The following is a 14,918-nucleotide window of genomic DNA, read 5'->3' on the forward strand; positions in this document are numbered from 1 at the left end:
CGCAGAAGCCTGAATTTTTGGAAAATTTTTAAACAGCTTCTTAATATTTATGGACAAATTTAGAGTGGAGGGTGTTATGAAGAAGAGAAGAATTTTTGTCTTGCCGGCCTTGCTTTTGTCAGCCGCGGCTGTTGCCAATGTTTCGTGCGAGAAGTCGCCGGATGGTCCGTCGGACAACCGTTATGAGGATATCCAGTACAGTGCCGAAGCCGAAAGGCTGGAGCGGATTGCGGCGTTCCTGTCCGATGCAGTTTCGGATCCGGCAGTGCTCGATGAAGTCCATTCGGCCGTTGGCGAGTCCTATGACGACGGTTACGATGAGGAGTATCTTTTTACCAATGTGGTGGCAAATCCCGGGAAAGGTACCGGAAGCAGGGTTGTCAAATCGTCGGAATACGGGCAGGGAGCTTTGTTCAGGCAGATGGTGGCCACTGTGAGCGGCGATACCGGCTTCCCGGGGATTTCCGTCAAGTCCGACGGATATGCTTCCGCTTTCATGGATTCTCTGGCGGCTTCGGATATCCAGATTTACTGGCCTTATTATGATAGGTGGGACGGAAAGTCGGAGCCGGTAGTCACTTTCGACCATGGCCGGGACGATGAATGGAATTACGGTTTCATATTGCGCAAGGACGCTTCCGGAAAGAAGGTTGTGTCGCGGGTGCTCGTCGACGAGGCATACGCAAAAGAGCATCCGGTATGGGTCGTAAACCTTAACAGGGACAGAAACTATGTGCCGTTGAAAGCTGCGGAAGGTCCTTCGGATTGGGAAAATGGCATTCAGGGCATTCCGACCAAGACGGGTGAAACCATATATTCCCTGATGCTGAGGAGTTTCACTGCATTGAAGAACTATGACTGCTGGCTTGCGGGCGCATCTGAATATTTTATAAAGGCCGGGGCGATAGAGAGTTTTACGGCGGCGACCGAGGCGGAGATGGAACTGTTTTCCCCTACGATTACGGATTTTTATCTTGTAGTAAGGAGGAGCGAGGTAGGTGTTCCCAAGGAGGTAAATACCATAATGGTTTCAGACTGGACCTTGCAAATGAGCAGTATCGCCCTTATGATAGTGGAGGACGACGGGGGGAAGAAAACGAGCTGGGATACCGAGCTTATGGTAAAGATAAATTCGAAAAGCTACGGGATTACGGTATCCATTCCTCTCAATTCCCGTGATGACATCGTGTGGAGGGGCTCGTTAAGCAGCCGGTACCTGTTTGCCACGGATGCTTCCCATACCAAGTTCAACGATGTCCTGCTGGATATAGAGATAGTGGAAACATACAATAATTCCGATTGGTAATATTTATTATGGAAATTTACAAAGAAGTGGCATTGAGGATTCAATGGATTTTGCGCTCGAAAGGTATGACACAGAGCGACCTTGCCCGCATGCTCGGGAAAAACGATTCGGAAATATCCGTCTGGCTCGGAGGGAACCACAATTTTACCATTTCGACATTGAGGAAGGTGGAAATGGCTCTGGGGAAAAACATAATAAGGGTGGTCGGCTCCCGGAATGAGGATGGCAATTGACGGGCATCGGAAAGCATTGACAGGTATAGGAAGGCATCGTTGGTTTGTCGGAACTGCTTGCTGGATTTGCAGTGCCGTTTTCAAAACTGTTTGTTAATTTTGCAGTCGTTAAGAGTTTTGTGCCATGGCGAAAAATAAAACTGTATGGTACTGCAAATCCTGCGGTGCCGAAAGTCTCAAATGGATGGGAATGTGCCCGGTTTGCGGGGAATGGAATACGATGGTGGAGGCGCCGGCGCCGTCCAGGAAGCATGATTCCAACAGGGAACTTCCCGGAAGCGGAATGCCCCCGAAACTGATTTCGGAAGTGGATTTGTCGTCCGAGCAGAGGTTTTCGCTCGATTCTCCCGAATTCGACAGATTGTTGGGCGGAGGCATGGTAAAGGGCTCTCTGATTCTTCTTGGCGGGGAACCGGGAATAGGCAAGTCCACGCTTTCTTTGCAGATACCACTGCATTGCCCTTCCCTGAAGACCCTGTATGTTTCCGGGGAGGAGAGCGTAAATCAGGTCAGGATGCGGGCGCAACGGCTCGGAGGCAGTGGGGAGTCCTGTTATGTCTACAGTGAAACCCTTGTCGAGAACATTCTTTCGGAAGTCCGTAAGATTGAGCCAGATTTGCTGATTGTGGATTCGATTCAGACTGTTTATTCGGAAAATGTGGAGTCTTCGCCGGGTACGGTGGGCCAGGTGCGCGAGTGTGCGGCGAAATTCCTGAGGTATGCCAAGGAAAGCGGTGTCCCTGTGATATTGATAGGCCATATAACGAAGGACGGGATGATAGCAGGGCCTAAGATATTGGAGCATATTGTGGATGTGGTCCTTCAATTCGAGGGTGACAACAGCGGGGCCTACCGTCTGTTGCGGAGCATCAAGAACCGTTTCGGCTCGACTTCCGAGATTGCCGTATATGAAATGACGTCCAGTGGTTTGCAGGAGGTGGCGAATCCTTCGGACATGCTTATCCCGATGCACGGGGAGCCCTTGAGCGGCATAGCCGTTTCGGCCATGATGGACGGGACGAGGCCTTTCCTCATAGAGACACAGGCCCTGGTGAGCAGTGCCGCATACGGTACTCCGCAGCGGTCGGCTACGGGATTCGATGTGCGCAGGATGAATATGCTGCTTGCGGTTCTGGAAAAGCGTGCCGGTTTCCGTATCGGGGTCAAGGATGTGTTTCTGAATATGGCCGGAGGTCTGAGGGTAAATGATCCCGCATGCGACCTTGCCGTAATAAGTGCGGTGCTTTCTTCCAACTTCGATTTGCCGATTTCCGCCAAAACATGTTTTTGCGGGGAAGTGGGGCTGAGCGGAGAAATCAGGCCTGTTTCGCAGACAGACAGGATGATAATGGAGGCGTCTAAAATAGGTTTCGACCGGATATTCATATCCTCTTTCACTTCTTTGCCGGATGTTTTCGAGCATAAGGGTATCGAAATCGTGAAAATTCCGGACGTTCCACAGCTGTGCCGCATATTGTTTAAGGAGTGACTGTTTAAGAAGTGAGGACGGTTATAGGACGATGCTTTTCCCGGGCATCAGTTCGGCAAGCAGGGCTTTGAGGATTTCTTCGATTGCTTTCTGCATGTCGGAACCTTTTCCCGCATGGTTGTTGGACATGAGGGCGAAGGATACAGGTTTTTTTCGGTTGTCCGGGAATATGTAGCCTGCATAGCATCTTACTCCGGACATGGAGCCGCTTTTTGCCCTTATCCTCGATGAATATTCCGGCTTCACGTCCTTTAGGACATGTTTGAGCGTGCCTTCATGACCTGGAACGGGCAGGGACTCGATGAAGGCATCTCCCTCCGGCCCGGCTGCTGCCTTTGACAGGAAGGTGGAAAGGAAACGGGCTGAAACCAGGTTCTGCCTCGAAAGTCCGCTCCCGTCCGTCTGGCGGTAGCCTTTCGTGTCGATTCCCATCTCATCGAGAAGTTTTCCGGCCGTTTTTATTGCGGTCTCGTAAGATGCGGAGCCTCCTGTTTGCAGGCCGGTCATTTTGAACAGTGTCTCGGCGTACATGTTGTTACTTTCCATGTTCGTCTTGGCGACAATCGAGGAAAGGGACTCGGAATACGTGGTGATTATATAATGCAGGGAGTCCCGGTCGGCGAATTCCGAAGGGTCCCTTGTCGTGAACCGTCCGGTGTCCATCGGCCCGGAGAGGGAATTGATGCCGTTGGCCGCAAGGTACCGGTCGAAATGGTATGCACAGGTCATTGCCGGATATTTGTTGCAGCATTCTTCGATGTTTATGCCTCCGTTTATGGGATAGCTTCCGCGGATTTCCGCGACAGGGCAGAGCTCGGAAGTATAGAGAAGGATGGTGTTGGGACTCCACCTCGGGCCTGTGGTGGAGAGATTGTCGATGTGCATCCATGGGGTTTCTGGGTAAATCTGCTCGGCGTACGGGCGCTGTCCTGTTTTTTCGGCGGGGATTATTCTGATTGAAATGGAGTTTTCATGGAACGAGAGGCCTGATGCCCCCGCTCCGTAATAAGTCCCCAAATCGCCCCATTCCCAGGAGCCCGGAGCCATTTCGTCGGGAAAGAATCCGGCATCCCCGATTATGGAACCGGCAATCGAATCTATCCCGGCCGATTTTACCGCATTGCCCCAAATGTTGAAAAGGGAATCCTGCTTCTTGCGGGTGCTGGCCAATGTAGGATCCGCGCCTCCGATGATATAGAGGTCCCCGTGCAGCGTGCCGAGGCTGTCCGTGTAACCGCTGTAAGCTATCGACGTCCTGAAACGGAAACCGCTTCCGAGTTCCTGCAGGGCGAGTCCGGTGGTGACTGTTTTCATCGTCGATGCCGGAACCATGGGATAGTCCGCGTTCCATTCGGCCAGTGTGTTTCCGCCGGCATCCGCTACGGCCAGCGATATTATGCAGCCCTCGCGTATTTCCGTGTCTTTTATCAGGTCGGTCAGGGTCTGTCCGTGTACGTTGGCCGTGATTGCAGACAGTGCCAGTAATGCGGAAAACGCGTGTGAAAATATTTTATTTGCCATTATCTTCTTTTTGCCTTTTTTTAAAAATCAAAACAGCTTTTAATTGCAAAAGTAGTCCATATTTTTATTATCTTCGTGGCGAAGTATTATGTATCATTAAAAATGCTGATATGTCCCATACAGTTTTAGTGACCGGAGGCGCCGGTTATATCGGTAGCCACGTGGCTGTCGAACTCATCGAGGCAGGATACGAAGTGGTTGTTGCGGACAATATGTCCAATTGCGATATGACTTGTTTCGAAGGCGTTAAAAAAGTTACCGGCCGGTCCGACATTCCTTTTTACAAGATAGACTGCTGTGATGCGGAATCCGTGGCACGGATTTTTAAAGAGTACCGAATCGATGCGCTGATACATTTCGCGGCTTTCAAGGCGGTGGGCGAATCAGTGGCGGAACCTTTGAAATATTTCAGGAATAATCTGGATTCGTTCATGACCGTGCTCGGTGCCGCGGCCGGAAACGGAGGGTGCAATGTGCTGTTTTCCTCTTCGGCTACGGTTTACGGCGAGGCGGACAGCCTGCCTGTTACGGAAAATTCTCCGCGCAAGCCGGCGACATCGCCTTACGGTGCGACCAAGCAGATGTGCGAAGATATCCTGGAACATACGGTGAAGGCGGGCATAGGCATAAAGGGTACGGCTTTGAGGTATTTCAATCCGGTAGGGGCCCATCCGTCGGCGCTTTTGGGCGAATTGCCGCGCGGGGTTCCCAACAACCTGATTCCTTATGTTACCCAGACGGCTATCGGGAAACGGGAGTGCCTGAGCATTTTCGGCGATGATTATCCGACTCCCGACGGGACATGCCTGAGGGACTACATAGATGTGACCGACCTGGCGAAAGCCCATGTCGCGGCAGTGGGGAGAATGATAGGCGGCAAGATGAAGCGGGACTATGAAATATTCAATATCGGTACCGGTACGCCGGTTTCCGTACTTGAAATAGTGCGCACATTCGAGCAGGCCAATGGAGTAAAATTGAATTACAGGATGGCGCCGAGAAGGCCCGGGGACGTTACCGCCATTTGGGCCGACCCGTCTTTGGCTAACAGGGAGCTGGGCTGGAAGGCGGAACGCAGGCTTTCGGATACATTGGAGTCCGCGTGGGCATGGGAAAGGCACCTTGCAGGCAAAGACGATTGACAGGAAACAGACAAAGAACTTTTTATAAACTTAAAGTCATAAGATATGAACGGAAAGTATAAAATCGGAGACTTATATTGCGAAAACGGCTTGAAAGGTGTCGTTTTCGCGATTGAACAGGACGGACAGCATGGTAAAATCCTTTCTTTGGATGAGGCCGAACTCTCCTGGTGCCGCTCGCACGAATGGGTGAAAAAAATCGAAGTCGGGTGTTTTAATCAAAACGACGGCATGGAAAATATGAAAAAAGTGGTTTCCTTTTTCGGGTGGGAAGAAAATTATCCCGCTTTCAAATGGTGCCGCGACAAGGGCGATGCATGGTACCTTCCCGCAAAGGAGGAGCTGTCGGCCTTTGCCTTGAAAGAACGCGATGCGGTGAATGCCGGGCTTGCAGAGGCGGGCGGAACACTTATACCGAATGTCGGCGAAGCCGGCCGTTACTGGTCCTCGACTGAATACGATGCGGCTTCGGCATGGCATGCATATATGCGTTACGGTCTTGAATATTATACTGTAAAATATCTGACATACCGCGTAAGGGCGGTGGCCAGGTTCTAATATCGGATTCCGGTTCGTGACAGGAACATATCAGGATGTGATGCTCCGTATCGTCTTCTCTTTAGACATTTTTGCCTATTATCTTCTTTTGCCGGCCGTACTTCAGTAATGTCCGGCAGAGTCATTTGCAAGTTTTCTTTCCTGTATGGGGATTTTGGGAGCCTCGCCGTATCTGCGTTGCCGAGCCTGGCCCACTTCCTGATGTTTTATAAGAAACTAAAACGGGCGGCTGTGTTTCCATAGCCCGCCCGTTTTTATTTAGGTTGTTCTGTCGTTTGTTTCCTGTTCATTACATGTTCATTCCGCCGCAGCAGTGGATGACCTGTCCGCTGACGTATGACGAAAGGTCGCTTGCCAGGAATGTGGCTACATTGGCTACGTCTTCAGGCGTACCGCCCCTGCGGAGAGGAATCTTGCTTTCCCAGTCTTTCCTTACAGGCTCAGGAAGGGCTGCCGTCATGTCCGTGATGATGAAGCCCGGTGCGATAGCGTTCGCGCGGATGCCCCTTGAACCCATTTCCTTTGCAATAGATTTTGCAAGGCCGATAAGTCCGGCTTTGGAAGCGGAGTAGTTGCACTGTCCGGCATTGCCCGATACGCCGACTACAGATGACATGTTTATGATGCTGCCTCCTTTCTGGCGTGCCATGATAGGGGTTATGGCATGTATGAAGTTGAAGGCGGATTTGAGGTTCACGTTGATTACCGCATCCCACTGCGCCTCGCTCATACGGAGCATAAGGCCGTCCTTGGTTATGCCGGCATTGTTCACCAGGATGTCTATTTTTCCGAATTCCTTATGGATTTCCTCCACTACCTTGTGCGTTTCTTCGAAAGATGCCGCATTGGAAGCGTAGGCCTTCGCCTTTACCCCGAATGCTTCGATTTCCTTTACCGTCTGTTCGGCTGCTTCGTTTATTACAAGGTCTGTGAATGCGATGTCTGCACCTTCCGATGCATATTTGAGCGCGATTGCTTTTCCGATTCCGCGTGCCGCTCCTGTGATAAGCGCGACTTTACCAGATAATAATCCCATGGTTCTGAATTTTAAATGTTCATTATTTTGCGGCAAAGTTATATAATTTTCCGTGAAAATCTCCGTATTTTTGCCCGAGGTCATTTTATGTAGCGGTATGAAGGCTTTTCCTGCATGTATTAAAATTTTTCTGAAAACCGTATTATGGGCCGCTGTGGTTTCGGTCGTGCTCGTGCTTGTTTTCCTGGCGGTCGGGGCCATGACGGATTTCCGTCCCGGAGACAGGGAGCCGGTGTGTGAGTATGCCGGAGCGGGGCTTTGCGGTTCCTCCGGGGGTTATTCCGGCGTTGCGGTTCCGGAATCCGGGAAAATCATTCCGGATACGCTGAAAATAGTCACATGGAACATCGGTTACGGCGGCCTGGGTGACGATATGGATTTTTTCTATGATGGAGGGACGAGGATGAGATGCAGCGAGGAACGTACCCGTGAAAACCTTGCCGCCATTGTCTGTGAACTGAAGTCGATGGATGCGGACATATATCTGTTGCAGGAAGTGGACGAGGCTTCCCGCAGGTCGTACATGATAAATGAATTGGAGCTGTTGCGCGAGGCTTTTCCGGACTACTGTCTGTATTTCGCGTACAATTACAAAAGTTTTTTTGTCCCCATACCTCTTTCCAATCCGTTGGGCAAGGTGTCGAGCGGTGTCGCGATACTGAGCAGATACCGTCCAGAGAAGGTGGAACGGCTTTCCTATCCTTCACGTTTTCCCTTTCCTGTCAGCATGTTCAATCTGAAACGTTGCCTGCTGGCCGCCGGGTATCGCCTTCCTGACGGAAGCAGGCTCGTGATAGGGAATACGCACAATACGGCCTACGATACGGGAGGCATGCGTTTGCAGGAAACGGATTTCCTTGCCGGCTGGGCCGATTCGCTGTGCAGGGAAGGGGCCGTAGTGCTTGTGGGAGGGGACTGGAACCAGTATCCGCCGGGTTATGTCCCGTCTGAAGAAGAGACATCCAATCCGCATTTTGCCGTAGCCCCGTTGGATTTGTCCGGACTGGGCTCCTGCGGCCGTGTGGTTTATGATACGGATGAAAAGACGTTGAGGTATCTGGACAGGCCTTTCAGCGAAGGCCCGGTGCAGAGCGTTACGGATTATTTCTTCATATCCGGCGGTCTTCATGCGGGGCAGGCGGAAGTCTGCGGCAATTCCGGTTTCAGGCATGGCGACCACAGGCCCGTTGAAGTCAATATCGTTTTGTGAGCGGTCCTTTTTTGTGCGGTCCATTTTGTGAGCGGCCCCGTTTTTCATCCCATGTCCATCTTACTAATTTTAAACGTATTGATAATCAGTGATTTGTAAAAAAAATATGGGCTGGCTTTGGGTGCTTTCTGAGGTACCCAAAAGCAGCGACTGTTTTAGTAAAATGTTGGTTATCAATATGTTGTAAAAACGATAGTTGGCTGTGGGGTTGAAAAATATACCGACAAAGTTTGGAGCGAGTCGAATTTTGTTAAATTATTTAAAATCAGCGACTTATAAAAATTTAACTCGCTTTTGAGGGGTGTGCGGACATGGTCGAAAGCGAGTTGTATTTTCTTAAATAATTGATAATTAGGCATTTGTGAATATTTTACTCGCTTCGAAGTCTGACGGAGGGAAAGTGAACCGTTTGTCGCGAATTTTCATCCGCCATTTGGGGAAAGTTTTCCATGTAATTTGGAACAGTCGGTGCATGATAATTTTGAATACATTGATAATCAAGTGATTAGTAAAACGAATGCACATTTCGAAAGTTTTAAACGGCCGAAATGTGTACTTGAATTTTTAGTGTATTGATATTCAGTTTGTTATAAAATTGTCTGCACCCGGACTTCCGTTATGTTCACTTATTTGTATCCGGAGAGTGCATTCCCAGTCCGTTCTTCCCGGAAAGTGGACCATTGCCGCGAATAAGTGACACTTTCCCTTAATACGAGGCTCTCGGCTTCTGCGATATTTGCCTGACGGCAGAAATACTGTTGCGCCTCGGCGTAACAAATAAATTTGTTATGCTCTCGGCTTCTGCGATATTTGCCTGACGGCAGAAATACTGTTGCGCCTCGGCGTAACAAATAAATTTGTTATGCTCTCGGCTTCTGCGATATTCGGCTACGCCGGAAATACGGTTCACGCCTCGGCAATGCAAGCCCGGCGGCTTGCATTGCATGTTCCGCCCGTTGTATCCGTGAGTCCAAGGCCTTCCGTCTCCTCCGGACGAAACATGCCAATGCAAATTCATTTGCATTGCTCTCGGCTTCTGCGTATATTTGCAAATTGAATTTTAATACTATAACATATAATGGCAAGTGAGATAAGAAATGCCGCGCTTTGGGAAAGCGGCGAGATGAAAATACAGTGGGTAAAGCAGAATATGCCCCTCCTGAGAGCTTTGGAAGAAGAGTTTTCCGCGGATAAGCCTTTTAAGGGCTTGCGCGTGGCCTTGTCGGTGCATTTGGAGGCGAAGACGGCCTACCTTTGCAAGGTACTTGCTGCCGGCGGGGCTGAAATGTATGTTACCGGAAGCAACCCTCTTTCGACACAGGACGATGTAGCCGCAGCCCTTGTCCATGCCGGGCTTAACGTGTTTGCATGGCACGGTGCTACCGAAGAGGAATACGGCAGGCATATTTCCCGTGTAATCGAGGCCGCTCCAAATATCATTATCGATGACGGAGGGGATTTGGTGCACACCATCCATATGAAATATCCGGAACTTGTTCCCGGTGTCATAGGCGGTTGCGAAGAAACCACGACCGGGATACTGAGGCTGATTGCGATGAACCGCGAGCAGATGCTCAAATTCCCTATGGTACTTGTCAACAATGCGGACTGCAAGCACCTTTTCGACAACCGTTACGGCACGGGGCAGTCTGTGTGGGACGGCATAAACCGTACAACCAATCTTATAGTGGCCGGCAAGAAGGTCGTGGTGGCAGGTTATGGCTGGTGCGGCAAGGGAGTGGCGATGAGGGCTAAAGGCCTTGGTGCGGAAGTCATTGTTACGGAGATAGATCCGGTCAAGGCTCTTGAAGCTATGATGGACGGTTTCGAGGTCATGAAAATGAACAAGGCGGCAGAAGTCGGGGACTTCTTCGTCACGGTGACAGGTTGCAATGATGTCATAACCGAAAAGGACTTCATGAAGATGAAAGACGGTGCAATCTGCTGTAATGCAGGCCATTTCGATTGCGAAGTGGATGTCGCAGGGTTGCGTAAGATATCCGTGCGCAGCTGGCAGGCAAGGAACAATATCATGGGATATGAGCTTCCGAACGGCCGCAGCGTGTATGTGATTGCGGAAGGCAGGCTTGTGAACCTTGCCGCCGGGGACGGACATCCGGCGGAAATCATGGACATGAGTTTCGCTATCCAGGCTTTGAGCGCACTTTGGCTTGTCAAGCACGGAACGAAAGGCAGGATGCTCGGAAACATGGTCGTGTCTGTCCCTGAAGAGATAGACAAGAGAGTGGCCGTCATGGAACTGAAGTCCCGCGGACTTGAAATAGATACGCTGACTGTAGATCAGGAGAGGTATCTTAACGGCTGGCGGGAATAGGGTTCCGTATCCGACTCGGCTTCGGCACCGCTGTGCCGGGAGGGTTAAGTAATCCAGTTCATGTCCGGCCGCCGGTATGTAGCCGGTATGTAAGAAGGAAAATATAATTGTTATAGAACATAGAGGATTTTATGAAACAGAAACTTTTGTTGTTGGGAGACGAAGCTATAGCCCTCGCTGCCATAAATTCAGGTATAGCCGGTGTTTATGCTTATCCGGGCACGCCTTCCACTGAGATTACCGAATTTATCCAGGGCAATAAAAAGGCCAGGGAAAACGGAGTGCACAGCAAATGGTGTACTAATGAAAAGACTGCCATGGAAGCCGCTCTCGGAGTGTCTTACGTGGGAAGGAGGGCGATTGTCTGCATGAAACATGTGGGAATGAACGTCGCTGCCGACGCCTTTGTCAATTCCGGCATTACCGGAGCTAACGGAGGCGTGCTCGTGATAGCGGCCGACGACCCTTCGATGCACTCGTCGCAGAATGAACAGGATTCGAGATTTTATGGAAAATTCGCGTTCATACCTGTTCTGGAGCCTTCCAATCAGCAGGAGGCATACGATATGACACGCTTCGGCCTTGAACTTTCCGAGAAAATGCGCACTCCAGTGCTTATGAGGATAACGACGAGGATGGCGCATTCGAGGGCTGTCGTGGAAGTGGACGACGAAATTGAAAAACATGTGACAATCAAGTTTCCGGATACCCAGTGGGTGCTTCTTCCTGCAATATCTAAAAAGAGGTATGTCGAAGTGCTTGCCAACTATGACAAACTGGAAGAGATGGCGGATTCGAGCATTTACAACAAATTCATCGACGGTCCGGATCATTCGATGGGTATCATAACCTGCGGAATTGCCTACAACTATCTCATGGAAAACATGAAGGACGGTTGCAGGTATCCTGTCCTGAAGATTTCGCAGTATCCTTTCCCTAAGGCACTTATCAAAAAGATAGTTGACGAGTGCGAGAAAGTACTTGTTCTTGAAGAAGGCCAGCCTTTCCTTGAGGAATACCTGCGCGGCATCCTCGATGAGGGCAAGAAGGTAATGGGGCGCATTACCGGCGAAGTTCCACGGACCGGCGAATTGAATGCCGACTACATCAAACCTGCACTCGGGCTCGGCGAAGTCCCTTCCGAGGCAATACCTCAGGTAGTTGTGAACCGTCCTCCTGCATTATGCCAGGGTTGCGGCCACAGGGATGTATACACTGCCCTTAACAAAGTTCTTGAAGAGTATCCTAACCATAGGGTATTCAGCGATATAGGCTGTTATACGCTCGGAGCCCTTCCACCGTTCCGCGCAATCCATTCCTGCGTTGACATGGGAGCTTCCATTACAATGGCCAAAGGAGCGGCAGATGCCGGCCTCTTCCCTTCCGTTGCAGTCATTGGAGACTCAACATTCACCCATTCGGGCATAACCGGACTTCTTGATGCTGCAAACTCCAATGCGAATGTAACCATAGTCATATCCGACAACCTTACCACCGGCATGACAGGCGGTCAGGACTCGGCAGGCACCGGGAAACTCGAACAGATTTGCGAGGCCGTAGGAGTGGCCAAAGAGCATATCCGTGTAGTCGTCCCTCTTGCGAAGAACCTTCCTGAAATAGAGAATGTAATCCGCGAAGAGATTGAATACAAGGGAGTTTCGGTTATTATCCCTCGCCGCGAATGCATACAGACTTATAGCAGGAAAGCCCGTCTCAAAAAAGCCGAGGCTTCAAAATAATGCTGCGGACGGTTTTTAATTTTTCAACGAAGTAAAATTTATAGATATGAAAAAAGATATAATTTTGGCAGGCGTAGGCGGTCAGGGTATCCTGTCGATTGCCACAATCATAGGCGAGGCCGCACTTCACGAAGGTCTGAAAATCAAGCAGGCCGAAGTCCACGGTATGAGCCAGAGGGGAGGAGATGTCCAGTCGAACCTGAGGATTTCCTCTGAACCTATTTTGTCCGACCTTATTCCGCTTAAAGGTGCCGATATAATCATTTCCCTGGAGCCGATGGAGGCATTGAGGTACATGCCGTATCTTGCTTCGGACGGGTGGATTGTCACCAACTCGGTTCCGTTTGTCAATATTCCGAATTATCCGGAACTTGACAACGTCATGGCCGAGCTTTCCAAGGTGAAGAACCTCGTCATGCTCGATGTCGATACCATAGCAAAGGACTGCGGGAACTCCCGTGCGGCAAACATGGTGCTCCTCGGAGCGGCTTCTCCGTTCCTCGGCATGGAAGCCAAGAATATCGAAGACGGCATAGAGCGCATCTTCGGCCGTAAGGGCGCAGACATCGTAGAACTGAACATCAAGGCTCTGCGTGCCGGAAGGGCGGTCGCGGAACAGAAATAAACAGGAAACATTGTCCAAGGTACATGGGAGGGATTATTCCCTCCTATGTTTTTTGACTTTTATGATAGCGAGATTGTGCATTCTGATATTGTTGCTGTCGGTTTCATGTTCGTCCGGAAACGGCCGGAAAGAAGCCGAGAGGGCGGAATATGCCCTGCAACATACGCAGGAACTGTACGACCGGAACGCTCTTCCGGATAATGATTCATTGATAATGGTAGCCGTGGATTGGTATGAAAAGAACGGTCCTGAGCGGGAACTGGCTTTGTCTTACTATTATTGCGGATATATCCATTATGTGTGCGGAATGGGCGATAGGGCGGCCGAATTTTACTCGAAGGCCCTGGTCCATGCCGAAAAATGCGGCGACGGGGCGGCGCTTTCAATGATATGCAATGCCATCGGCTATATGTACAAGCATCAGAACGACAATGAAGAAGCACTTGCGATGTTTTCCAGGTCGGCGGATTTGCTGGACAGCATGGGAAGATACAGGTCTTCATTCGTGCCGCGATACAACGAGATAGAGATGCTTAATCTTCTGGAACGTTATGATGAAGCACTGGAACAGGTGAACAAGGCCTCGGAAATTGCAGAAGCGGTCGGCGATACTTCCGCTATACTGGAACTTGCGGGCATGAAGGCCGCGATTATAGTCAATGACACGGCAAAACAGGCATCTGTCCATGAAGTGATTGAGGATTTGTCAGGCATATATGCCGAATACAATGCAGGAAAGATACCGGAATCACACTATGGCACAGTAGGAATACTCTCGTTCCTCGATGGGGATTCCCGGTCTGCGAGAAGATACATGACGGAAGGCGCGGCATATTCTCCGGACTATCTTAAAGTGGTGTTGGAGCATTATCTTTCGTTGTTGGAAGAGAGGGCGGGCAACCCCTACGAAGCCTTGGCGCATGAGCGGAAGGCCTCGGAACTGAAGGATACGTTATACGAGGAAAACAAGACATCCCTTATCCAGGCAGCGGAGAGAAAATACGAGCATGAGTATTTGCAGAAGTCATACGACCTGCTCCAGTCGAAACATCTCTATCAGGTTTCGGCCCTCGTAATGATTATATTGCTGTCGGCCGGCATATTTATGGCGATATTCATATTTTACCGTCATAAGCTGAAGCAACAGAAAAAACATACGGAAGAAGTAATGGCGTATATCGACACCATCCGCTCCGAATATGACGAGGTCAATGAAAAATATGAATCTCTCCGGGAAAAATTTTCAAAACAGAGCGGTGTGGGAGAAAAAATGTCGAAGCTTTTGGGTAAACGCATGGATTCTTTAAGGGGATTGCTCGAAATAGCTTCGCGTTACGAAAGCCGTCCTGCGCTTTTTTATGCAAAATTCAAAGAGTCTGTCAAGGTAAACTCGCAATATAACCGCCAATGGGAGGACGAAATCATTTCCATCACCAATCTTTCTTACGGAAATGTCATCGAGGAACTCAGGTCGGCGCATCCTGATCTGACCGTCCACGAACTGTGCTACTGCTGTTTCGTATGTCTGGGCTTTTCTCCGCAATCCATAAGGGTGCTTTATGACCATACGAACCTTAACAGTATCTATACCGTGAGGTCGAAAATACGCTCCAAACTCGGGCTTGTAAACAGCAACAAAAGTCTGGACAGTTATTTCGAAGACCTTCTTTCGTCCAAAGGCGGCTCTTTTGTCGATATGATGTAATTTATTGATAATCACATTG

The 14,918-nt window shown here is 50.0% G+C and carries 12 protein-coding genes; 10 read left to right on the plus strand and 2 right to left on the minus strand.

Annotated features, from left to right (window positions below):
• Positions 1-49 precede the first annotated feature (49 nt).
• From B5F83_RS08090 to radA, 3 genes are all read left to right on the plus strand, one after another.
• Positions 50-1,306 (plus strand): hypothetical protein, encoded by a 1,257-nt coding sequence (locus B5F83_RS08090; RefSeq protein ID WP_087279422.1) that lies wholly within the window; start codon positions 50-52, stop codon positions 1,304-1,306.
• A gap of 8 nt (positions 1,307-1,314) precedes the next feature.
• Positions 1,315-1,539, plus strand: a complete 225-nt coding sequence (locus B5F83_RS08095; RefSeq protein WP_087279419.1) for a helix-turn-helix transcriptional regulator — start codon at positions 1,315-1,317, stop codon at positions 1,537-1,539.
• Positions 1,540-1,663: 124 nt separating this feature from the next.
• Complete coding sequence (radA, locus tag B5F83_RS08100) at positions 1,664-3,028, plus strand: DNA repair protein RadA (RefSeq protein WP_087279417.1); 1,365 nt, start codon at positions 1,664-1,666, stop codon at positions 3,026-3,028.
• 21 nt (positions 3,029-3,049) lie between these two features.
• Here the strand turns inward: radA and dacB are convergent, their stop codons facing one another.
• Complete coding sequence (gene dacB / locus B5F83_RS08105; RefSeq protein WP_087279414.1) at positions 3,050-4,549, minus strand: D-alanyl-D-alanine carboxypeptidase/D-alanyl-D-alanine-endopeptidase; 1,500 nt, start codon at positions 4,547-4,549, stop codon at positions 3,050-3,052.
• A 110-nt stretch (positions 4,550-4,659) separates the two neighbouring features.
• Here dacB and galE point away from each other — a divergent pair, with 110 nt between their 5' ends.
• Complete coding sequence (gene galE, locus B5F83_RS08110) at positions 4,660-5,691, plus strand: UDP-glucose 4-epimerase GalE (protein ID WP_087279411.1); 1,032 nt, start codon at positions 4,660-4,662, stop codon at positions 5,689-5,691.
• A gap of 45 nt (positions 5,692-5,736) precedes the next feature.
• A complete protein-coding gene (locus B5F83_RS08115; RefSeq protein WP_087279407.1) occupies positions 5,737-6,249 on the plus strand; it encodes a DUF1566 domain-containing protein in 513 nt (170 codons plus the stop codon).
• Positions 6,250-6,538: 289 nt separating this feature from the next.
• Here B5F83_RS08115 and fabG read toward each other — a convergent pair whose 3' ends face one another.
• The gene (gene fabG, locus B5F83_RS08120; RefSeq protein ID WP_087279529.1) at positions 6,539-7,285 is read right to left on the minus strand and encodes a 3-oxoacyl-[acyl-carrier-protein] reductase; all 747 of its coding nucleotides are present in this window, start codon (positions 7,283-7,285) and stop codon (positions 6,539-6,541) included.
• Between the two features lie 97 nt (positions 7,286-7,382).
• On the opposite strand from fabG, the gene B5F83_RS08125 reads away from it, so the two are divergent.
• The 5 genes from B5F83_RS08125 (at position 7,383) to B5F83_RS08145 (ending at position 14,899) form a co-directional block, all read left to right on the plus strand.
• Entirely contained in the window at positions 7,383-8,495 is a 1,113-nt protein-coding gene (locus B5F83_RS08125) for an endonuclease/exonuclease/phosphatase family protein (protein ID WP_087279404.1), read from the plus strand.
• 1,078 nt (positions 8,496-9,573) lie between these two features.
• Positions 9,574-10,830, plus strand: a complete 1,257-nt coding sequence (locus B5F83_RS08130) for an adenosylhomocysteinase (RefSeq protein ID WP_087279401.1) — start codon at positions 9,574-9,576, stop codon at positions 10,828-10,830.
• A 131-nt stretch (positions 10,831-10,961) separates the two neighbouring features.
• Positions 10,962-12,569 (plus strand): indolepyruvate ferredoxin oxidoreductase subunit alpha, encoded by a 1,608-nt coding sequence (locus B5F83_RS08135; protein WP_087279397.1) that lies wholly within the window; start codon positions 10,962-10,964, stop codon positions 12,567-12,569.
• A gap of 46 nt (positions 12,570-12,615) precedes the next feature.
• Positions 12,616-13,194, plus strand: coding sequence for an indolepyruvate oxidoreductase subunit beta (locus tag B5F83_RS08140; RefSeq protein WP_087279394.1), 579 nt, complete (start codon positions 12,616-12,618; stop codon positions 13,192-13,194).
• Positions 13,195-13,255: 61 nt separating this feature from the next.
• Complete coding sequence (locus B5F83_RS08145; RefSeq protein WP_087279391.1) at positions 13,256-14,899, plus strand: hypothetical protein; 1,644 nt, start codon at positions 13,256-13,258, stop codon at positions 14,897-14,899.
• Positions 14,900-14,918 lie beyond the last annotated feature (19 nt).

This window comes from Muribaculum sp. An289, from assembly GCF_002159555.1.
GTDB classification, from domain to species: domain Bacteria; phylum Bacteroidota; class Bacteroidia; order Bacteroidales; family UBA932; genus Merdivivens; species Merdivivens faecigallinarum.